Genomic DNA, 20,114 nt, shown 5'->3' with positions numbered 1-20,114 from the left:
ACCGTACGAGCCACGTGTTGCCGCCAGATTTCTAAAGGTCTGGTTGACAAACATTTAACGCGCCGATGCCCTTGACCGACTCATTCGAACTACAGAGTTCCGGTCCAGTGCAACCAGCGCCGACCGACAGGAGAGGGGCCACCCCGATGGCAGTTGATGAGGGAATCGCCCCCGCGGCGAACACAAGCGAGGAAGGCGCCGTCCACCGGCTCAAGCCCAACGCGATCGGCCTGCTCGGCGTGGTCTTCATGGCCGTGGCCACCGCCGCGCCGATCACCGCGATGACCGGCAACGTGCCCTTCATGGTGTCGGCCGGCAACGGCATCGGAGCCCCGGCGAGCTACCTCGTCGCAATGGTCGTCCTGGCGATCTTTTCCGTCGGCTTCACCTCGATGGCCAAGCACATAACCTCCACGGGCGCCTTCTACGGCTTCATCTCCTACGGCCTCGGCCGCACCGTCGGCCTCGCCTCGGGGCTGCTCGCGACCTTCGCGTACGCCGTTTTCGAGCCCGCGCTCATCGGCATCTTCTCGGTCTTCGCGACCACAACTCTTGAGGACCAGACGGGACTTGCCGTCCCGTGGTGGGCGTTCGCGATGCTGATGCTCGCCATCAACGCCACCGGCACCTGGTTCGGCGTCAGCGTCGCCGAGAAGCTGCTTGTCGTACTTCTCGCGACCGAGGTGACGATCCTCGCGGCGATGGCGATCTCGGTCGCCCTGCACGGCGGCGGCCCGGAGGGCTTCAGCTTCGACCCGGTCAACCCGGTCAACGCGTTCAAGGGGACCAGCGCCGGCCTCGGGCTGTTCTTCGCCTTCTGGTCGTGGGTCGGCTTCGAGTCGACGGCGATGTACGGCGAGGAGTCCCGCAACCCGAAGAAGATCATCCCCAAGGCGACGATGATCTCGGTGCTTGGTGTCGGCGTCTTCTACGTCTTCGTCTCCTGGATGGCCATCTCGGGCACGGGCACGTCGAAGGCCGTCGAGGTCGCCACCGCCAACCCGCTCGCCCTCTTCTTCAACCCCACCGAGCAGTACGTGGGCGCCTGGGCCGTCGACGTCATGCAGTGGCTGATGATCACCGGCTCGCTCGCCTGCGGCATGGCCTTCCACAACTGCGCCGCCCGCTACATGTACGCGCTCGGCCGCGAAGGCGTCATCCCCTCGCTGAAGAACAGCATCGGCCGCACCCACGCCAAGCACGGCTCCCCGCACATCGCGGGCCTGGTGCAGACGATCGTGAGCGCCGTGCTGATCGGCGCGTTCTGGATCGCGGGCAAGGACCCGTACAACGCGCTCTACGTCCTTCTCGCCATCCTCGGCACCATGGCGATCCTCGTCGTCCAGGCCGTGTGCTCCTTCGCGGTCCTCGCCTACTTCCGCAAGAACCACCCCGAGAGCCGCCACTGGTTCAAGACCTTCACCGCCCCGCTCGTCGGCGGCGTCGCGATGCTCGCGGTGGTCGTGCTCCTGGTGTCCAACATGGGCGTCGCGGCGGGTACGGAGTCCGGTTCGCTGGTGCTGAAGGCGACGCCGTGGATCGTCGCGCTGATCGCGCTGGGCGGCGTCGGATACGCGCAGTACCTCAAGCGCCGCTCGCCGGAGCGGTACGCACTGCTCGGCCGCACGGTGCTGGAGGAGACCAAGGAGCGGTAACTCCTGGTCGACAGCTCTCAGTTGGGTAACTCCTAGTCGCCGAAGACCTGTTGGCGGTGCACCCGCCACCGCTCCATCATGGCCGAGATCTCGCCTTCGATGAACTCGAAGAAGGCGAGCGTCTCGGCCATGCGGCGTCCGGCCGCCGTGTCGATCCCGAGGCTGGCGACCCCTTCGCGCAGGGCACCTTCCCAACGCTTGATGACGGCCTCGCGGTTGGTGAGAGCCTCGTACCACTGGTCACCGTGCACCCGGTAGCGCTCCCGGCGCGAGCCGGGCTCCCGCTCGCGCGACACCATGTGCGTCTGGGCCAGGTACCGCACCGCCCCGGAGACCGCAGCGGGGCTGATCTGCAGCTGTTCGCCCAGTTCGGCGGAGGTCATCACACCGTCGTCGGAGGACAGGAGCGCGGCGAAGACCCTGGCTGCCATGCGCTGCATCCCCGCCTCGACGAGCTGCGCCGCGAAGGACTCGACGAACTTCGACACAGCCTCCGCGTCCCGACCGACCCCGACTGATTCCGTCATGCGCCCATCCTATCGGGGCTTCATACGCTTCCTTAACTTCACAAATTTCTGAAAGAAGCGTACGTTCTGAACCATGACGAAGGCAATCACCGTCTCCGGACTGCACAAGTCGTTCGGCAAGACGCATGCCCTGGACGGCCTCGACCTGGACGTCGAGACCGGTGAGGTGCACGGCTTCCTCGGCCCCAACGGCGCCGGCAAGTCCACCACCATCCGCGTCCTCCTCGGCCTGCTGCACGCCGACGCGGGCGCCGCGCAGGTACTGGGCCGCGACCCGTGGGCGGACGCGGTGGAACTGCACCGCCGCGTCGCGTACGTCCCCGGCGACGTGACCCTGTGGCGCGACCTCTCCGGCGGCGAGGTCATCGACCTCTACGGCCGTCTGCATGATGGGGGTCGCGCGAAGCGCGTCAGGCAGGGTGGTGGTGGGCGACGGGCGGGCGGCCTCGACAAAGGGCGCCGGGCCGACCTGATCGAACGGTTCGAACTCGACCCGACCAAGAAGGGCCGGACGTACTCGAAGGGCAACCGGCAGAAGGTCGCCCTGGTGGCCGCCTTCGCCTCGGACGTCGACCTGCTGATCATGGACGAGCCGACCTCGGGCCTGGACCCGCTGATGGAGGAGGTCTTCCAGCGCTGTGTGGAGGAGGAGCGGGACCGGGGCAGGACCATCCTGCTCTCCTCCCACATCCTCAGCGAGGTCGAGGAGTTGTGCGACCGGGTGAGCATCATCCGCAAGGGCCGGACCGTCGAGAGCGGCTCGCTCACCGACCTGCGCCACCTGACCCGGACGAGCGTGACGGCCGAACTCGCGGGCCCGCCCAACGGGTTGTCCCATCTGCCCGGCGTCCACGACCTCGACGTACAGGGGAATCGGGTCCGACTCCAGGTCGACACCGACAAGTTGGACGCCGTACTGCGCTCGCTGAGCGAATCGGGCGTGCGGTCGCTGAAGTCGACGCCGCCGACGCTGGAGGAGTTGTTCCTGCGGCACTACCAGGACGAGTCGACCGAGGAGGCGTTGACCCGATGACCGCCCTCGCAGCGGATGCGCGCTTCGCACCCCGGGTCGGCGGCCGACGCCAACTGGCGGGCACGGGAACCCTGTTGAGGTTCAACCTGCGCCGCGACCGGGTGGTGATCCCGGTCTGGGTGGCGGTGACGGCGTTGATGGTCGTCTCCCTGCCCAACTCCCTGAAGTCGGTCTACTCCACCCCCGCCGAACGCGCCGACATCGCCCAGCAGATGCTGACGAACAACTCCCTGCGCGCCATGTACGGCCCGGTGTTCAACGACTCACTCGGCGGCCTCACCGCCTGGCGCATCGGCGTCTACGCGGCCGTACTCGCCGGAATCATGAGCCTGATCGTCGTCGTACGCCACACCCGCGACGAGGAGGAGAGCGGTCGCCAGGAACTGATCTCGTCGGCGATGGTCGGCCGCCGCGCCCCACTGACGGCGGCCCTGCTGACGGCCTTCGTCGCCAACGCCGTACTCGCACTCCTCATCACGGGCGGCCTCGCCGGACAGGGCGGATCGGGCGCGCTGGCGTTCGGCCTTGGCGTGGCGGGCGTCGGGATGGTGTTCGCCACGATGGCGGCGATCATCGCGCAGCTGACGGAGAGCGGACGGCTGGCGAAGGGCCTGACGGGCGGGCTGATCGGGGCGGCGTTCGTCCTGCGGGCGGCGGGCGACTCGTCGACGACGGACGGTTCGGCGGTGACGACATGGATCTCACCGATCGGCTGGCTGGAGAACCTGCGGCCCTTCGCCACCGAACGCTGGTGGGTACTCCTCCTGTTCGTCGCGGCGGCGCTGATCCAGGGACTCGTGGGGTACGAACTCGCCGGGCGGCGTGACGTGGGCAGCGCCTTCCTGCCGACCCGGCCGGGACCGGCCGAGGGCGGGTTGGGAACGGCGGGTGCGCTGGCCTGGCGGCTGCAGCGCGGCAGCCTGTTCGGCTGGGGGCTCGGTTTCCTCGCGGGCGGGGCGGCCTTCGGCGGGGTCACCAAGGGGGCGGCCGATCTCGTCGGCGACAACGACAAGACCCGCGAGATCATCGAACGAATGGGCGGTCAGTCCGGCGTCACGGACGCCTTCCTGGCCACGATGGTGGGCATGTTCGGCCTGGTGGCGGCGCTGTACATCGTCTCCTCCGTGCTACGGCTGCACGGCGAGGAGACGTCGGGGCGGGCCGAGCCGGTCCTGGCCAACGCGGTCGGCCGACTGCGCTGGGCCGCCGGGCACTTGGCGATCGCCTTCGGCGGAACGGTCGTACTCATGCAGCTGGCGGGCTTCGGCCTCGCCCTCGGCTACGGCGACGGGTTCGGCCCGATCCTCGGCGCCTGCCTGGTCCAGATCCCGGCGGTCTGGACACTGGGTGCACTGGCGGTCCTGCTGTACGGGGTCTCCCCTCAACTGGCCCCCGCGGCTTGGGGCGCGGCAGGCCTGGCCCTGTTCCTGGGGTGGATCGGCCCGGCCCTGGACCTTCCGCAGGCGGTGCTGGACATCTCGCCCTTCGGCCACCTGCCCAAGCTCCCGGGTGGGGAGATGAACTGGCCGCCGGTACTGATCCTCACGGCGATCGCAGCGGCGCTGACGACCGGCGGGCTCGCGGCCCTGCGCCGACGGGACATGACGTCGGCCTGACGACCGGCACGGGGAACCCGGGGCGGCCTGAGCGCGTCCATGCCAGGCATGGGACAACGCGCACAGGCCGCCGGAGGATGTCTGACCGTCGCTCTCGGGGTGGGCGCGGGGCTGGCGGTGTGGTTCGTCAGGGCCCAGGGCCGGGTCCGGCGCTTCGAGCAGGGCCCCGACTGGAGCGTCTTCTACGCCGAGTTGCCGCTGCTGATGCTCGCCGGGACCGCCGCCGGTCTGGGCGTCTGGGCCGTCGTACGGGGCCTCGGAGCTCGGCTCGGATCTCGACGCTCCGCCCCTCCGACCCCCTGATCCAGCCCTCACAGCCTCAGTCGACGTGATGCTTGAGTTCCTCGGTGTCGAGTTCGATGCCGATGGGCGCCGGCAGCGAGAGCTTCGCGCCGAAGGGCTTCTGGTCGGTGCTGCGGTACCCGACGCCCGGGGCTATGGGCGTGCTGTGCCCGGATCGGCCACCTGATCATCCGAACGAGTGATCAACCCGCTATTTCCGCCCGATCTCCACCTTCAGCCCCTCCAACCCCCTGATCACAAAGTTCGGCTTCCGCACCGGCTCCGCCGCCAACCCCAGTGTCGGCGCCCGCTCCAGCAGCGCCCCCATCGACGCCGCCAGCTCGATCCGCGCCAGCGGAGCCCCGATGCAGTAGTGAATCCCCGCGCTGAACGAGATGTGCGGGTTCTCTGTCCGCGTCAGGTCCAGGCGGCCCGGGTCCGCGAACACCTCCGGGTCATGGTTGGCCGAGCCGAAGAGCAGGGCCACCTCGCTCCCCCTCGGGATCACCGCTCCGTCGATCTCGATCTCGTCCAGTACCCAGCGTTCGAAGAGCTGGAGCGGGGTGTCGTAGCGCATCAGCTCCTCCACGGCGGAGGGGATCAGGGAGTGGTCCGCGCGCAGGGCCGACAACTGATCCTCGTTGCGGAACAGGGCCCACCAGCCGTTCACCGTGGCGTTGACCGTCGCCTCGTGGCCCGCGTTGAGCAGCAGGACGCACGTCGAGATCATTTCCTGTTCCGTCAGGCGGTCGCCCTCGTCGTACGCGGCGATCAGGCCCGAGATCAGGTCCTCGCCGGGCTCCTTGCGGCGGGTCGCGATCAGCTCCCGCAGGTACTCCGTGAACTCCTCCGACGCCCGTACCGCCTTCGCCGCCGTGTCCTCGGACGGCTTCAGCTCGTACATGCCGCAGATGTCCGCCGACCAGGGGCGCAGCGGGGCCCGGTCGGCCTCCGGGATGCCCAGCATCTCCGCGATCACCGCGACCGGCAGCGGCTCCGCCACGTCCGTCAGCAGGTCGCCGCCGCCCGCCTTCACCAGGGCCGACACCAGGTCCCCCGCCAGCTGCTCGACGTAGGGCTTCAGGGCCTCCACCGTGCGTGGCGTGAACGCCTTCGACACCAGACGCCGGATCCGGGTGTGGTCCGGCGGCTCCAGGTCGAGCATGCCGTGGTCGTTGAGGGTGTGGAACGGCTCGTGTTCCGGCGGAGGTGCCGTGCGGCCGAAGTCCTCGTGCGTGAAGCGGTGCTGGTAGGTCCGGCCCAGGCGCCGGTCGCGCAGCAGCGCCGAGACGTCCGCGTGGTGCGGCACCAGCCACTGGTTCGTGGGCTCGTAGTAGTGCACGCGGCCCTTGGCGCGCAGCTCGGCATAGGCGGGGTACGGGTCGTCGAGGAACGCCGGGTCCCAGGGGTCGAAAGCGAGGTCGGAAGTGGCTGCCATGAACGGACGCTAGCCCGCCCCACCCCTCTCTGACCAGGGCTGTCTCATCCCGGCGTGACGAGTCTCGCCTCGTAGGCGAACACCGCCGCCTGTGTCCGGTCCCGCAGGCCCAGCTTCACCAGGATCCGGCTGACGTGGGTCTTGATCGTGGACTCGGCGACCACCAGCCGCGAGGCTATCTCCGAGTTCGACAGGCCCTGGGCGATCAGGACCAGTACCTCCGTCTCCCGTTCGGTCAGATCGCCGTACGCCGCCTGCGCGCCCGGCATCAGGCGTGGGGCGTCGGACAGCTTGGAGAACTCCGTGATCAGCCGCTTGGTGACCGAGGGGGCGAGGAGTGCCTCGCCGGCCGCCACCACCCTTACTCCGTCGGCCAGTTGGCGTGCCGACGCGTCCTTGAGAAGGAAGCCGGAGGCTCCCGCCCGCAGCGCCTGGTACACGTACTCGTCGAGGTCGAACGTCGTGAGCACCAGCACCTTCGCCGCGGTGTCCGTCGCGACGATCTCCCGGGTCGCCTCGATGCCGTTCAGCTCGGGCATGCGGATGTCCATCAGGACGACGTCCGGGGAGAGTTCCCGAACCCGCTCGACCGCCTCACGGCCGTTGACGGCCTCGCCGACCACCTCGATGTCCGGCATCGCGTTCAGCAGGACCGAGAAGCCCTCGCGCACCATCATCTGGTCGTCGACCACCAGTACCCGGATGGTCGTCATGCACTGTCCTCGTTCGTCGCCGCGACCGCCGCGACCGGCAGGAACACGGTCACCTCATATCCTCCGTCGGCCGTCGGGGCCGCCGTCATCTCGCCGTTCAGCATGGAGACACGCTCCCGCATCCCGGTGATGCCGTGTCCCGCGCCGGGCGAGGGTTTCACCAGCGACGGCTCGGGCGGCGGGCCGTTGACTATGCGCAGGCCGAGCCCGCCGAGGACGTACCCGATCTCGACGCGGGCGCTCGCCCCGGGTGCGTGCCGCAGGCTGTTGCTCAGCGCCTCCTGGACTATGCGGTACGCCGACAGCTCGACGCCCTGCGGGAGTTCACGCACCGCTCCGGTGACCGTCTTGTCGACGCTCAGCCCGGTGTCCCGCACATTGGCGAGCAGCGCGTCGAGGTCGGCGAGCGTGGGCTGCGGGGCGTCCGGGGCCTCGTAGTCCTCCGCCCGGACGACGCCGAGGACGCGGCGCAGTTCGGTGAGCGCCGCCACCGCGTTCTCCCGGATCGTGGCGAAGGCGCGCTCCAGCTCAGGCGGCGGGTTCTCCACCCGGTAGGGGGCGGCCTCCGCCTGGATGGCGACCACCGACATGTGGTGGGCGACCACGTCGTGCAACTCGCGGGCGATCGTCGTGCGTTCCTCCAGCAGGGTGCGCTTGGAGCGCTCGTGTTCCGTGACCGTCTGCTGGGCGGTCACCTCCTGTGCGGCCGCCCGGCGGGTCTGCCAAACGGTGACGGCGAGCAAGGTCAGGGCGGAAACGAAGAGCAGCTCCATGGTGTTGGAGCCGAAGTAGTGCCCGCCGCCCAAGGCGTTCGTCGACAGCAGCCCGTACGCGGCGGTCAGCAGCCACATCCACGCCGCTGTGCGCGGCCGGGTGCGTATGGCCACGACCGTGAGCACCACGAGGTGACAGGCGAAGCTGCCGGCCGGCCACGGCCACTCGGTGTCCGGGCTGTTCGCCAGCAGATAGGAGACCGGCGTCGCGGCCATCGACAGCCAGAAGGCGGCGATCGGCCGCACCATGGTCAGCAGGACCGGGGCCAGCGCGAGAACACCGACGAAGAGATTGAGGATCGCCCCCTGATCGCCGTTGTCCGAGGCGAGGAGCATCGCGAGCAGGCCGGCCGCGGCGATCACGGCGTGCGGTGTCCAGACCGCGTACTCCCGCGCCCGGCCGGGAAGCCGGCGGGAGATCGGGCCGCCGACACCCATGCGGGGCAGCGGGCGGTAGGCGAAGACATCGCTCAGCAGGTCCTGTCGCAGGCCGCGCAGAGCTTCCAGGGCGGCCCGGACCTCCGGGCTGCGGGGCTTGTACGTCTCGGTCGTATCGGTCACATTCAAAACGGTAGGTGGGGACGGGGGTCGCCGTCGTCACCAGTGAGGGGGGTCCTTCGGGATCCGTCTCAGGTACTACGGGTAGCCCTCGCCCCGCCTCAGCGGGCACTGCCCGGCCTCACCAGCCCCGACTCGTACGCGAACACCGCCGCCTGCGTCCGGTCCCGCAGCCCCAGCTTCACCAGGATCCGGCCGACGTGCGTCTTCACGGTCTGCTCGGCGACCACGAGCCGCTCGGCGATCTCCGCGTTCGACAGACCCTGGGCGATCAGCGCCAGCACCTCCGTCTCCCGTTCGGTCAGGTCGCCCACCCGCTCCTTGAGGGGCGCGCGGGGTGTGGTGTCGAGGCGGGAGAACTCGGCGATGAGTCTGCGGGTGATGCCGGGCGCGAGCAGCGCGTCGCCGGCCGCCACCACCCGGACCGCCTCGGCCAGCTGGTCCGCGGAGGCGTCCTTCAGCAAGAAGCCTGACGCGCCGGCCCGCAGCGCCTCGTACACGTACTCGTCGAGATCGAAGGTGGTCAGCACCAGCACCTTGATGTGCGGGGTCTCGCCGGTGATGCGGCGGGTGGCCTCGATGCCGCCGAGCTCGGGCATGCGGATGTCCATGAGGACGACGTCCGGGGCGAGTTCGGCGACCTTGGCCACGGCGTCCAGGCCGTCGACCGCCTGCCCGATCACGTCGATGTCGGGCTGGGTGTTGAGCAGCACGGTGAAGCCCTGCCGGACCATCTGCTGGTCGTCGGCGATGAGTACGCGGATGGTGCCGCCGGTGCCGCTCGTCATGGGTTCTCTTCTCCTGGAGGGGGCTGTGTCCCTGTCGGGGGCGGGTTTCCGGTCGGGGGCGGGTTTCTTGAGGGAGACGGGAGGAAGCCCGTGACCTGGAATCCGCCGTGCAGCGTCGGGATCGCGTGGACGAATCCGCCGAGCATCGCCGCCCGCTCGCGCATGCCGAGCAGGCCGTGGCCGGCGCCCGGGGAAGGTGGGACGGGGTGCTGCGGGCGGGAGTTGGCGACTCCCAGGTAGAGGCCGTCGGGGAAGTGGGTTATCTCGACGCGCACCTCCGAACCCGGCGCGTGCCGCAAGGCGTTGCTGAGCGCCTCCTGGACGATCCGGTACGCGGAGAGTTCCACACCCTGTGGATAAGGGCGGGCCTCGCCGTTGATCTCGGTGACGACACGCAGCCCGGCGGCGCGCGTGTTCTCGATGAGGGCGTCGAGTCGGTCGAGCGTCGGTTGCGGGGACTCCGGGGCGGTGGCGGTGCCGGGTTCGCCCAGGCCGTACGGACCAGACGGGTCGTCGGGGTCATCGGAACGCAGCACCCCGAGTACCCGGCGCAGCTCGGTGAGCGCCTCCAGGGCGTTCTGGCGGATGCCCGCCAGGTTCTCCGTCAGTTCCTCGGACGGGTTCTCCACCAGGTGCGGGGCGACCTGGGCCTGGATGGAGATCACCGACATGTGGTGGGCGACGACGTCGTGCAGTTCGCGCGCGATACGGCTGCGCTCCTCAAGCAGCGTGCGCCGGGCCCGCTCCTCCGCCGTGATCGACTCCTGCTCGACCAGTCGGGTACGGGCCTCGCGACGGCCGCGCAGGGCGGTGCCGAGAAGGACGACGACGGCGAACAGGGCCACGGCCAGGGCGCCGGTCGGCGCGTAGTTGGCGCTGCCGATGAGCCCCTGGATGACGTAGGTGACCAGCGCGGTCAGGGCCAGGACCTCGGCGGAGACCCGGGTGGGCAGGCGCAGCGCGAGCAGGAACAGCACCATGGCGTGGGCGATCAGCCCGGTAACGCTCCAGGGCCAGGACTGGTTGGACTCGGCCTGGCCCGAGATCAGTTGGGAACGTGCGCCCATGGCCACTACCACCATGACCGTCATCGACAGCCACCACGCCGGAACCGGCCGCCACAGGGCCAGCGCCACCGCCCCGCCCTGCGCCACCGACCACAACACGGCGTAGTTCTCGCCCTGGCCGTAGCCTTCGGCGACCGGATCCACGCCGCCCAGCGTGGTGCCGATGGCGAACAGGATCACCAGCCCGTGCGGCAGCCAGCGCAGCCACACCGACGGCGGCAACGGGGCCACACCGACGCTCAGCAGATCGTCGCGGAGCAGCCGCACCCCCCGGCCCAGTCGGCTCTCAACCCCAGTCATCCGCACCACCCTAAGCACCGCGCACCGCCTTGGTCCCCGCCGATTCCGGCCGCCGCCCGATCCACACCACCCGCGAGTCCCGTGTTCCCCGTGATGTGCGTGATCCCTTCCGCGCCGGTGTTCCGCCCCCGTTCTCGAAACCGTGGAACGCCGCCCAGCACACCGCCAGCGCCAGCGCGAACACCGGCAGCCAGGCGAACCGGACCGCGACCCAGTCCAGACCGTCGGGTGCGGTGTGCAGGCCGGGGAGGCGGCCCGCGAGCAGACCGGTGGCCGTGGTCGCCATCAGGGCCGTCTGGTGCCACAGGAAGATCGTCATAGCGGACAGGTTGACCAGCGCCACCACCGCCCACGCCATGGGCCGGCGCATCGCCCGGCGCAGCCGCTCACGGAGCAGGAGGGCAAGACCGCACTGGGCGAGGCCGAAGGTGACGGCGGCCAGGGTAGGCGGGTCGAGGTTGGACATCCCGGTGCCCGGGACGCCCACCATCGACGCCGGATAACCCGCCCACGCGACCAGCCCCGCCGTGGCCGCCGCACCGCCGGCGAACAGCACCCAGCCCGCACGCCGCCGCTCCAACTCGCCCCGGGTCCAGGCCGCGCCCACCGTGTACGGCACCATCCAGCCCGCCGCCACGTTCACCCAGCCGAGCCAGGACGGGCCGCCGAGGCCGAAGCGCAGAAGGTCCACGTGGAGGACGACGGCCAGCGGCCACAGCGGGTTGATCCTGGCCAACAGCGGTGTCGCCGCCGTCAGCCCGGCGAAGACCACGAGGAACCACAAGGGTGACAGGGCCAGTTTGACGAGTGTCCGCACCGTGCCGAGATCCGTGCCCGACAGGAGGAGACAGACCGCGGCGACCGTCCAGAGCGCGAGCACAGCTGCCACCGGCAGGAACAGCCTGGACAAGCGCGTGCCCAGCCACTGCCAGTACGTCGTGCCGCGCGCCCGCGCCGAGGCGTGACTCCGGGTCGCCACATGCCCGCCCACCAGAAAGAACACGGCGAGCGACTGGAAGACCCAGGAGATCGGGGCCAGCCAGGGCATGTGTCCCAGCGGGCTCGCTGTGCGCAGGGCGCCGCCGTCCGCGACCAGGCCGGTCACCAGCCAGTGGCCGAGGACGACGCCGAGTATCGCGAAGGCGCGCAGCGCGTCGACGGCACGGTCGCGTTCGGCGGGGGTGGCGGCGTCGATGCGGTCGGCGGACTGCCGTATGCCACGCAAGCGAGGCCCTATGCCGTTCCGTACGGTCAGGTCACGCACGAGTCACCTCCGAGGTGTCGCCGAGGACGATCCGGGTGAGGTTGGCCAGGGAGGCCGAGCCCGGGGTGAAGTAGTCGCTGTGGCCGCCGTGGCCGGCCTCGAAGACGCGGGCGCCGAAGGAGGGCGACACCGGGTCGGTGCCGAAGCCGACGGTGGCGCCGAACAGGTCGACGCTGACGTGCGGTACGTCCGCCACCCAATCGCCCGCGCCGCGTGCCGCCCACACCCGGGCGCGGGTGCGCAGCGCCGCCGCGGAGTCCGCGCCCGTGCCGGGGCTGCCGACCAGGGCTATGTCGTCCACGTCCAGAGCGGCGGCGGCGCGTCCGCAGACGACCGAGCCGTAGGAGTGGCAGAGCAGCGAGATACGGGCCTCCTGGCCGACGATGCCGTGCAGCTGCCGTATGAACCCCCGTAGGTGCGGGGCCGCTTGTTCCGCCCGGCCCATCGTGGCGACGGTGGTGCTGACGGTGCCGGGCGTCTCGTAGCCGAGCCACGCGACGACCGCGGTGTGGGTGCCGACGGGGGCCTCCTTCGTGAGGCGTTGCTGCAGGGCGACCGCCCCGGCGCGGAAGCGGTCGTACGTGTCGAGGGAGGTGTCCGAGCCCGGGACGAGGACCGCGACGCGGGTGGCGTGCGCGAGGTCGCCGACCACCTCCGTGGCCTGGCCGGAGCCGCGGCCGTCGAAGGCGAGGAAGTGGCGGGACGGGGCGGCCATGGCACGGTCCGCCGCGGCGCGGTGGTGGTCGCCGTGGGCGGCCGCCATGTCGGACGCCTGGGCGGCGTTGGCCCGGTTGGCGGCGTAGGCCTCGTCCAGCGTGGCCGCCGTGACCGGGGCGAGGGTGGCCGGGCGAGGAGCCGGTATCTCGGGCCGGGCGGCCGCGGAGAGCGGGGCGACCACGGCACCGGTGATGAGGGTGGCGAGGAGAGCGCGGCGCCAATTACGTGTGCGGTGCGGTCGAGAGGCGCGGTCTGGTCGAGAGGACCGGTCAGACCAGGAGGCGCGGTCGGACCGGGAGACGTGGTCGAGCCGAGAGACACGGTCGGTGCGAGAGGCGCGACGGGATCGAAAGTCGCGCGCTACCACGGCCGGCCACTCCTCCGGCCTCGCCCGGCGCCTTTCCCTCCGCGCCTGCCCGCGCTTCTCCCTCCGCCACGCGCCCCGCCCCTCGCCCCGCCCCTCGCGCAGCCAGTCCTTCAGCCCCTCCCTCAGCCCCACAGCCGTCTCCCCTCCCAGTCCGCCCGGCCATCGGGCGCCTCTGGTTGGGAAGTTACGGATCAAGGACCGTGGTCCGCGTCACGCCAGGGAGCTCACCTGCGTCGTAGCTCTCAGGTATTACGGGTATCACCGGGGCGGGGCAGGCCACCCAGCTGGCAGCTCACCCAGCTGGCAGCTCACCCATCATGCTGCGGGCGGGGCAGGCCCCCACCCGGCAGACCACCCACCCAACAGACCACCCACCTGCCAAGCCACGCACCATGCCGCAGGCAAGCCCCCTCACCACGCCAGCTGTGCGATCTCCTCCGCCACCACCGCACACGCGTCCGCCGCCGGGTCGATCAGCGGAAAGTGGCCGACGTCCTCCAGGAGCGTCAGGCCCACCACCTCGCCGGCCTTCGCCGCCGCGTCCGCGTACGACTCGGCGACGGCGTGCGGGACGACGATGTCGGTACGGCCCTGGACGAGGGCGGTCGCGATGCCGGTGGGGAGCAGGAGGGCCGGGTCGGCGTACGGCTGACGTTCGCTGAACTTGTCCTGGCCGCCGAGGAGTTGGCGGGCCGCGCCACCGCAGACATCGAGTTTGTCGGCGACCGCGAAGTCGGCGATCGGGGCGAGGGCGACCACGCCGCGAAGAGGGGCGGGCCGGTCGGTGCGCCAGGGCGCGTCGGTGGGCAGTACGTGTCGCGCGGCCGCCCACAGGGCCAGTTGACCGCCCGCCGAGTGCCCGGTGACGACCATGCGGCGCGCGTCGGCCTGCGGGAGCTTCTCGCGGACGAGGGCGGGGAGTGCGTCGAGCGCGGCCGCGATGTCGTCGAAGGTGTCGGGCCAACGGCCGGCGATCGGACCGCCTCCACCGCCCTGACCACCACCGTCTTCCCGGCCAACTCCACCGCCCTGGGCCGGAATCAGAGCACCCCGCCGATACTCGACATTGGCCACGGCGAACCCCCGGCGGGCCAGGAAGTCCGCGAACGGGGTGATGTGGCGACGGTCGTACGGTGCCCGCCAAGCACCGCCGTGCAGGACGACGACGAGCGGTGCGGGGAACTCCGGCGTGGCGGGCTCGTTGCCGCGCGGGGCGTAGAAGTCGATCACCTGGTCGGGGTGTTCGCCGTACGCGGCGGTGACGTCGGGGTCGACCGCCGGGTGCGAGAAGGCCGACTCCTCTTCGGCGGCGGCTCGGGCTGCGGCGTCGTCCGGCATGCTCCAACCTCTCAGCGACGATGGGGGTACCTCCCAGGCTTTCGGCACTGGGGGAGGATTTGGCGGACCAGGGATTGAACGCGGCCGTTGCCGGGACGCTATCAGGCCCGTGACGTGCACGGACACACGGATGTCACGCTCGGTGAGGGTTAAACGGTTCAGTGGCGCCGACAGCCACAACCGCCGACGCCACCCACCTACACGCGCGATACCCGCAACACCCTCAACACCACCCGTACTAAGCCAGGATCTGCCCCAGCACCCGAGCCGCCCGCTCCACATCCGCGTATCCCACATACAACGGCGTGAATCCGAACCGCAGCACATCCGGGTGCCGGAAGTCCCCGACCACCCCCCGCTCGATCAGCCGCCGCATCACGTCCCCGGCGTCCGAACACCGCAGCGCGACCTGGCTGCCGCGCTCCTCGTGCGCGCCCGGAGTCACCGACTCCACGCGCCCCTCGGGGACGTACGCCTCCACGCACTCCAGGAAAAAGTCCGTCAGGGCAAGGGACTTGGCGCGTACGGCGTCGATCGACACGCCCTCCCAGACCTCAAGGGCCGCTTCCAGGGCGAGCATCGACAGGATGTCCGGCGTACCGACCCGCCCTCGGACCGCGCCGGCGGCGGGTTCGTAGGAGGGCCGCATGCCGAAGGGTTCGGCGTGCGAGTTCCAGCCGGGGAGCGGGGAGTCGAAGCGGTCCTGGAGCTCCCGGCGCACGTAGATGTACGCGGGTGAACCCGGGCCTCCGTTCAGGTACTTGTAGGTGCAGCCGACGGCCAGGTCGACCCCGTGCTCGTCGAGCCCGACCGGCAGCGCGCCCGCGCTGTGGCACAGGTCCCAGACCGCCACAGCCCCCGCCTCGTGCACGGCGGCCGTCAGACCGGGCAGGTCGTGCAGCCGGCCGGTGCGGTAGTCGACGTGGTTGAGGAGTACGGCCGCCGTACGGTCGCCGAGCACGCCCGGCACCTCCGCCGGGGTCACCGGCCGCAGGGTGCAACCGGTCAGCCGGGCAGCGGACTCGGCGATGTACCCGTCCGTGGGGAAGGTGGTGGCGTCGACGACGATCTCGTCCCGCTGCTCCCCTCCCCCCTGCCGCGCCATTCGCACGGCAGCCACAACCGCCTTGAAAACATTGACACTTGTCGAGTCGCCGACGACGATCTGCCCGGCCGCCGCCCCGACCAGCGGAGCGATCCGGTCGCCGATCCGCTCGGGCGCGGTCCACCAGCCGCTCTCGTCCCAGGAACGGATCCGCAGCTCGCCCCACTGCCTGCGTACGACGTCCTCGACCCGCCCGGGAACACCGACCGGCAGCGCGCCGAGCGAGTTCCCGTCCAGGTACACGACATCGTCGAGTACGAACTTCGCGCGCAGGCCCGCCAGTTCGTCAGCGGCGTCCGACTTCCCCGCGCGTGCCATGAGCTCGGACTCAGACATGAGACCTCGCCGTCCACAGCTCGGGGAAGACGTTCTTCTGCGCGCGCTTCTCCAGCCAGGCCACCCCGGCGGAGCCGCCGGTCCCGGACTTCGCGCCCATCGCGCGCCGGGTGGCGACGAGATGGTCGTTGCGCCAGCGCCACACCAGCTCGGCGACATCGGTCAACGCCTCGCCCAGCCGGGCGAGTTCATCGGTGCCGTCGCCCGAGTAGAGGGCGGTCCACACCGCCTCGACGTCCGCCGAAGGCTCGTACCGCCGCGACACGTCACGCCCCAGCACGGCGTCCGGGATCGCGTGCCCGCGCCGGGCGAGCAGCCGCAGGACCTCGTCGTACATGCTGGGCTCGTGCAGGGCCTTCTCCAGTTCGGCGTGGACGCGCGGCGCGGCCCGGTGCGGGACCAGCATGGACGCGGACTTCTCGCCGAGCAGGAACTCCATCCGCCGGTACATCGCCGACTGGAATCCGGAGCCCTCGCCGAGGGCACTCCGGTACGAGTTGAACTGGGCCGGGGTGAGCTGGCCGAGCGGCCTCCAGGAGGCGTTCAGCGCCTCCAGCTCCCGTACGGAACGCTTCAGCGCGTCGATCGCCACCGGCACCCGGTCCTCGCGCAGGGCCCGCGCCGCGGTGTCCCATTCGTGCACGATGACGGTGAACCACAGCTCCATCACCTGGGTCGTGACCAGGAAGACCATCTCTCCGGGGTCGTCGGAGAGGGTGTGCTGGAGGTGGGTGAGGACGTCCGCCTGGACATAGTCCTCGTACGGCGTCGTACCGGCGAAGTCGAGATGCGGGGTCTCGGGCTCCTGAGCCTCATGAGCCTCGTGGGACATCGCTGTCTCCTGATGTGTACTCCGGGTAGCGGTCCGCCCCTGCCGAATTCCGACACGGGGGCCCCGGTCCCCGCCGGGCATCCTCTTCGATGGTCCGCCGAAAACGCAAGGCCCGCCTGGTCACACCAGACGGGCCCACTCCAGAAATACGGCTTAACCCAGCGTCTGGGCCGCCGTCGGCGAGGAGTCCTTCAGGAACTGCGTGCAGCGCTCGTACTCCTCCTGCTCGCCGATCGCCTGGGCGGCGCGGGCGAGGGCGTGCAGGGCGCGCAGGAAGCCGCGGTTCGGCTCGTGTTCCCAGGAGAATGGTGGAAGATGTACCTGAGAGCGTGAGGGGGCACGGTATGACCGAACAGGAGTGGCTGGACAGCCTCGCGGCCCAGCTGCCGGAGCGGGACGTGGAGTGGGTGGTGGAGCTTGCCAGGATTTGCTCCACGGAGTGGGCGGGGGACAAGCCGCCGACGGGAGGAGCTCACCCACGTCCAATGGATTGAAAGTCCTGGCGTGATCTTGCTGGGTGGTTCCGGACGCTGCTTCGGTTTCCGGAACTGCCTGGTCAGGACGGGTGCTGCCACTTGCCCGGTCCACGCCATGATGACCTCTGCTAGATCGTCCGCTCACGCATCGCTCACGCACAGCGTGGCGCTGAGCAGGGGCTTTCGGTCTACAAGGAAACGACGCACCCTCGCCGCTCCAGTTCGGTCAGCAACGGCAGCGAAGGCTCGCAGGCGTTCCAGCGCAGGTCCAGCTTTTCCATTGCAGGCATGTCGGCGACCCAGTCCGGCGGTCGTGCGAGGCGGTTGCTCCGCACGTCGAGCTAGCGCAGTCGGGGCAGGTCAGCGAGCGTCTCCGGGAGTTCGGCGACGGCGTTTTCCCTCAGGTCCAGGTGCCGCAGTTCGCGGAGTTCGGCTATGGACGGCGACAGGTTTTCGACCGCGTTGCCCCGGAGCCAGAGCTCGCACAGGCTGTGCAGATGGCCGATGCTGTCGGGCAGCGTGGTCAGCCAGTTGTGCTGCGCCTGAAGTTCGATCAGGCCGACCACCCGGCAGACAGGCTCGGGCAGGGCGGTGAGGGCGTTCTCGCCGACGTTGAGGAACGCAGTCGCGTCAGGTTTCCCAGGGCGCCGGGTATCTCTGTCAATTTGTTGTCGTGCAGGTAGGCCCACCGGGATCTTTACACAGGCCGACTCCACGATGCGCGCCGGTGTACCCGAGGACCGTCCGCAGCGTTGCCTCCGCGCCCTGGCCGCAGCCCGGGGCGGCTGCATCGATCCAGGCAACCGGCTTGTCGCAGATCTCGGTGCCGCCAACCGTCCAGTCCAGCAGGTTCTTGAACGAACCCGGCAGCGTGCCCGCGTACTCCGGCGTGCGGATCAGGATGCCGGTCACCCCGTCGATCGCCGCGCGCAGCTCGGCCACGGGCGCCGGCAACGAGTCGGTGTCGTCACCGGGGTTGGAATTGCGGAAGCTCCGCCAGGCCGCCGTACATGACTGCCTGCATCCGTGCGCGCGTTACCACGGCGTGGGTCCGAGCGCTGCCGCCAGAGCCGGTGAGCTTGATCTGGCGGGAGGGTGGCTCTGGCGCGTACGTTATGCGGCACATCGACGGTGCGGGTGTGCGGGACGGTGGGCGCGACCGGAGTGAAAGCCCTGTTGTCGTGCTTCCACACGTCAGTCAGAACGATGTCGGGATGATGCTCGGCGCTCTTGTGGATCGCCTCTGCGCTCGTACTTGGGCGACGCCGGTCCTGCTATCCGCGCCGTACGTCGGTGACCTGTGGGGGGGAGTCGTCCAACTGCTCACGGTGGGCAGTTGAACATGCATCAAAACTTCATACGCGCCACCTTCAAGCAAGCAGTTCAAGGTGGTGGACGGCTTGACCGAGAGTCCAAAGAAGCTTGGCGGCATCCCCTGCGCGGCGGTGGAGCGACGTCTCTTCGTACTGTCGCGGCTTGTCTCCTCAACATTGTTGGACACGTCAGGGAAGGTCTACAGTCCGCCAACGCATATCAGCGCCCCATTCAGGTCGGATCTCTGTTTCTGCCATGCCATTTGATTCCCTGCTCGAGGGTTCTACGGAGTGCGCCGCTACCGGATTTTTGCGGATGCAGGACAAGTCTGACTGTGCCTTCGACCGGGAGGTCCGGCCGTGCTTGTGACGACCAGCAGTACGCTCATCGGAATCGAGGAGACCTGGGTCCGGGCCTCGCGGCCCACCAGCCTCTATGCCACGGCCGAGTGGCTCGTGTGCAACGAAAGTGGCGCCGATCCGAGCACTCTGCGGTACATCCTGGGGAGTGATGTGCCCGGTTCCATGGTGGTGAGAAAGATCGCCGCGGGCGGCTTCCTCGGAGGTGACCCTCTGTGGTGCCTGTTTCACCCGGCCGGCGACGAGGTGGCCACCATCAATCAAAACGCGCTGACTGCGGCTACCGGAGATGTGTTCCCGCTCGCGGCGGCCTCCCTGCCTGGCTCGTACCTTCCAGGGCTCCTCGGGGGAGACGCGGTGCCGGACTGGAACCCGTTCTTGGCCGCCCTCGAAGAGACAGCGCGTGACTGGTCCTGCCCCTCGACGGGCGTGCTGAACGTGCCCGATGGCCACCCTGCCGCGGCCCTCCTCGGCGATCACGGGTACCTGGCAGTGCCGAGCTTCGCCCAGGCAGTGATGACCGTCGAGGGCGACAGCCTTGAGGACTATGTCGCGCGGTTTCACCGGCGCGGTCGGGTGCGCAGAGCACGGGTGATGCGTGAGATAGCTTCCTTCGAGCAAGCCGGCCTGACGGTCCGCGAGACGGGGCTCGACGAATTCGACCTACCCCATGCGTCCCTCCATCTGCGCCAGTTGCGGCGTTACGGCCATGACTTCTCCGCCGAGTGGCTCGTGGGACTAATACGGCGTAGCGCACACCATATGGGGCAATGGGCGCGCATGGCTGTGGCGGAACGAGACGGGGTTCCCGAGGCATTCACCATCTGCTACGAGTACGGCGGTGAGCTGCATGTCAAAATGTCGGGTTTCTCAGAGTATGCGGAAAAAAATTCCGCATACTTCTTCATGATCTTCTACGAGATGATCGCTTACGCCCAGCGTGTGAGAGCGAAACGTATCGAGTACGGCCCTCTGACCTACGAGGCGAAGGTCGGGCGTGGGTGCGCCCTAGAGGCCCGTACCAATTACATACGAGTTCCCGAGTCGTGGCGCGAAGAGTTTTCCGAGGCAGCCGTGGTGGCGGAGCGGGAGAGTCGCAAAAGACTGGCAGGTCTCGAAAAGACTTGGAGTTCCATGACGTGACCCTGTGGTTGGAGATGAATCGGTAGACACGCCCAGGGTGCGGTATCGGCTCCCTGGGTGTCCGTATTCCTCTTCTGGGGCACCATGCCCCTGGTAATCAGTTGGACACTCTT

18 protein-coding genes and 1 pseudogene are annotated in these 20,114 nt (G+C 69.6%); 5 read left to right on the top strand and 14 right to left on the bottom strand.

From position 1 onward, the window contains the following. The first annotated feature begins 146 nt into the window (after positions 1–146). The gene (locus tag AC5DRG_RS29180; RefSeq protein WP_491802415.1) at positions 147–1,655 is read left to right on the top strand and encodes an APC family permease; all 1,509 of its coding nucleotides are present in this window, start codon (positions 147–149) and stop codon (positions 1,653–1,655) included. Between the two features lie 32 nt (positions 1,656–1,687). Here AC5DRG_RS29180 and AC5DRG_RS29175 read toward each other — a convergent pair whose 3' ends face one another. After that, positions 1,688–2,182 (bottom strand): GbsR/MarR family transcriptional regulator, encoded by a 495-nt coding sequence (locus tag AC5DRG_RS29175; protein ID WP_491802414.1) that lies wholly within the window; start codon positions 2,180–2,182, stop codon positions 1,688–1,690. A gap of 73 nt (positions 2,183–2,255) precedes the next feature. Between AC5DRG_RS29175 and AC5DRG_RS29170 the strand changes: the two genes are divergently transcribed. Genes AC5DRG_RS29170 through AC5DRG_RS29160 form a run of 3 tightly spaced genes read left to right on the top strand, consistent with a single transcriptional unit; the run spans position 2,256 to position 5,134 of the window. After that, the gene (locus AC5DRG_RS29170) at positions 2,256–3,215 is read left to right on the top strand and encodes an ABC transporter ATP-binding protein (protein WP_491802413.1); all 960 of its coding nucleotides are present in this window, start codon (positions 2,256–2,258) and stop codon (positions 3,213–3,215) included. Continuing rightward, positions 3,212–4,831, top strand: a complete 1,620-nt coding sequence (locus AC5DRG_RS29165; protein WP_491802412.1) for an ABC transporter permease — start codon at positions 3,212–3,214, stop codon at positions 4,829–4,831. Before AC5DRG_RS29170 ends, AC5DRG_RS29165 begins: the two co-directional genes overlap by 4 nt. 48 nt (positions 4,832–4,879) lie before the next feature. Continuing rightward, complete coding sequence (locus AC5DRG_RS29160) at positions 4,880–5,134, top strand: hypothetical protein (RefSeq protein WP_491802411.1); 255 nt, start codon at positions 4,880–4,882, stop codon at positions 5,132–5,134. 190 nt (positions 5,135–5,324) lie between these two features. Here AC5DRG_RS29160 and AC5DRG_RS29155 read toward each other — a convergent pair whose 3' ends face one another. The 13 genes and pseudogenes from AC5DRG_RS29155 to AC5DRG_RS29095 all read right to left on the bottom strand — a co-directional run bounded on the left by AC5DRG_RS29155 (position 5,325) and on the right by AC5DRG_RS29095 (position 18,127). Beyond that, the gene (locus tag AC5DRG_RS29155; protein WP_491802410.1) at positions 5,325–6,551 is read right to left on the bottom strand and encodes a cytochrome P450; all 1,227 of its coding nucleotides are present in this window, start codon (positions 6,549–6,551) and stop codon (positions 5,325–5,327) included. 44 nt (positions 6,552–6,595) lie between these two features. Then, entirely contained in the window at positions 6,596–7,264 is a 669-nt protein-coding gene (locus AC5DRG_RS29150; protein ID WP_491802409.1) for a response regulator, read from the bottom strand. Continuing rightward, positions 7,261–8,598 (bottom strand): sensor histidine kinase, encoded by a 1,338-nt coding sequence (locus AC5DRG_RS29145; protein WP_491802408.1) that lies wholly within the window; start codon positions 8,596–8,598, stop codon positions 7,261–7,263. The genes AC5DRG_RS29150 and AC5DRG_RS29145 overlap by 4 nt, the downstream gene beginning before the upstream one ends. 98 nt (positions 8,599–8,696) lie before the next feature. Beyond that, positions 8,697–9,383, bottom strand: a complete 687-nt coding sequence (locus tag AC5DRG_RS29140) for a response regulator (protein WP_491802407.1) — start codon at positions 9,381–9,383, stop codon at positions 8,697–8,699. Beyond that, a complete protein-coding gene (locus tag AC5DRG_RS29135; RefSeq protein WP_491802406.1) occupies positions 9,380–10,750 on the bottom strand; it encodes a sensor histidine kinase in 1,371 nt (456 codons plus the stop codon). The genes AC5DRG_RS29140 and AC5DRG_RS29135 overlap by 4 nt, the downstream gene beginning before the upstream one ends. 10 nt (positions 10,751–10,760) lie before the next feature. Further along, positions 10,761–12,005 (bottom strand): acyltransferase family protein, encoded by a 1,245-nt coding sequence (locus AC5DRG_RS29130; RefSeq protein ID WP_491813189.1) that lies wholly within the window; start codon positions 12,003–12,005, stop codon positions 10,761–10,763. Between the two features lies 1 nt (position 12,006). Then, entirely contained in the window at positions 12,007–12,912 is a 906-nt protein-coding gene (locus tag AC5DRG_RS29125) for an alpha/beta hydrolase (protein WP_491802405.1), read from the bottom strand. A 597-nt stretch (positions 12,913–13,509) separates the two neighbouring features. Further along, positions 13,510–14,436 carry an alpha/beta hydrolase gene (locus AC5DRG_RS29120; protein WP_491802404.1) on the bottom strand — a complete coding sequence of 309 codons (927 nt, stop codon included), beginning with the start codon at positions 14,434–14,436 and terminating at the stop codon, positions 13,510–13,512. Positions 14,437–14,674: 238 nt separating this feature from the next. Then, positions 14,675–15,877 carry a kynureninase gene (kynU, locus tag AC5DRG_RS29115; protein WP_491802403.1) on the bottom strand — a complete coding sequence of 401 codons (1,203 nt, stop codon included), beginning with the start codon at positions 15,875–15,877 and terminating at the stop codon, positions 14,675–14,677. Further along, positions 15,870–16,709 (bottom strand): tryptophan 2,3-dioxygenase family protein, encoded by an 840-nt coding sequence (locus AC5DRG_RS29110; RefSeq protein ID WP_491802402.1) that lies wholly within the window; start codon positions 16,707–16,709, stop codon positions 15,870–15,872. Before AC5DRG_RS29110 ends, kynU begins: the two co-directional genes overlap by 8 nt. A gap of 153 nt (positions 16,710–16,862) precedes the next feature. After that, positions 16,863–17,018, bottom strand: a pseudogene (locus tag AC5DRG_RS29105) (DUF3151 family protein); the annotation flags it as partial. Positions 17,019–17,526: 508 nt separating this feature from the next. Continuing rightward, positions 17,527–17,751, bottom strand: coding sequence for a hypothetical protein (locus AC5DRG_RS29100; protein WP_491802401.1), 225 nt, complete (start codon positions 17,749–17,751; stop codon positions 17,527–17,529). A gap of 94 nt (positions 17,752–17,845) precedes the next feature. Continuing rightward, positions 17,846–18,127 carry an NADPH-dependent FMN reductase gene (locus AC5DRG_RS29095; protein WP_491802400.1) on the bottom strand — a complete coding sequence of 94 codons (282 nt, stop codon included), beginning with the start codon at positions 18,125–18,127 and terminating at the stop codon, positions 17,846–17,848. 731 nt (positions 18,128–18,858) lie between these two features. On the opposite strand from AC5DRG_RS29095, the gene AC5DRG_RS29090 reads away from it, so the two are divergent. After that, complete coding sequence (locus AC5DRG_RS29090) at positions 18,859–20,001, top strand: GNAT family N-acetyltransferase (protein ID WP_491802399.1); 1,143 nt, start codon at positions 18,859–18,861, stop codon at positions 19,999–20,001. Positions 20,002–20,114 lie beyond the last annotated feature (113 nt).

This window comes from Streptomyces sp. JLBG701, assembly GCF_058544905.1.
Note: the sequence above shows the minus strand (reverse complement) of the source record. Positions and strands in the feature narration are given on the sequence as shown.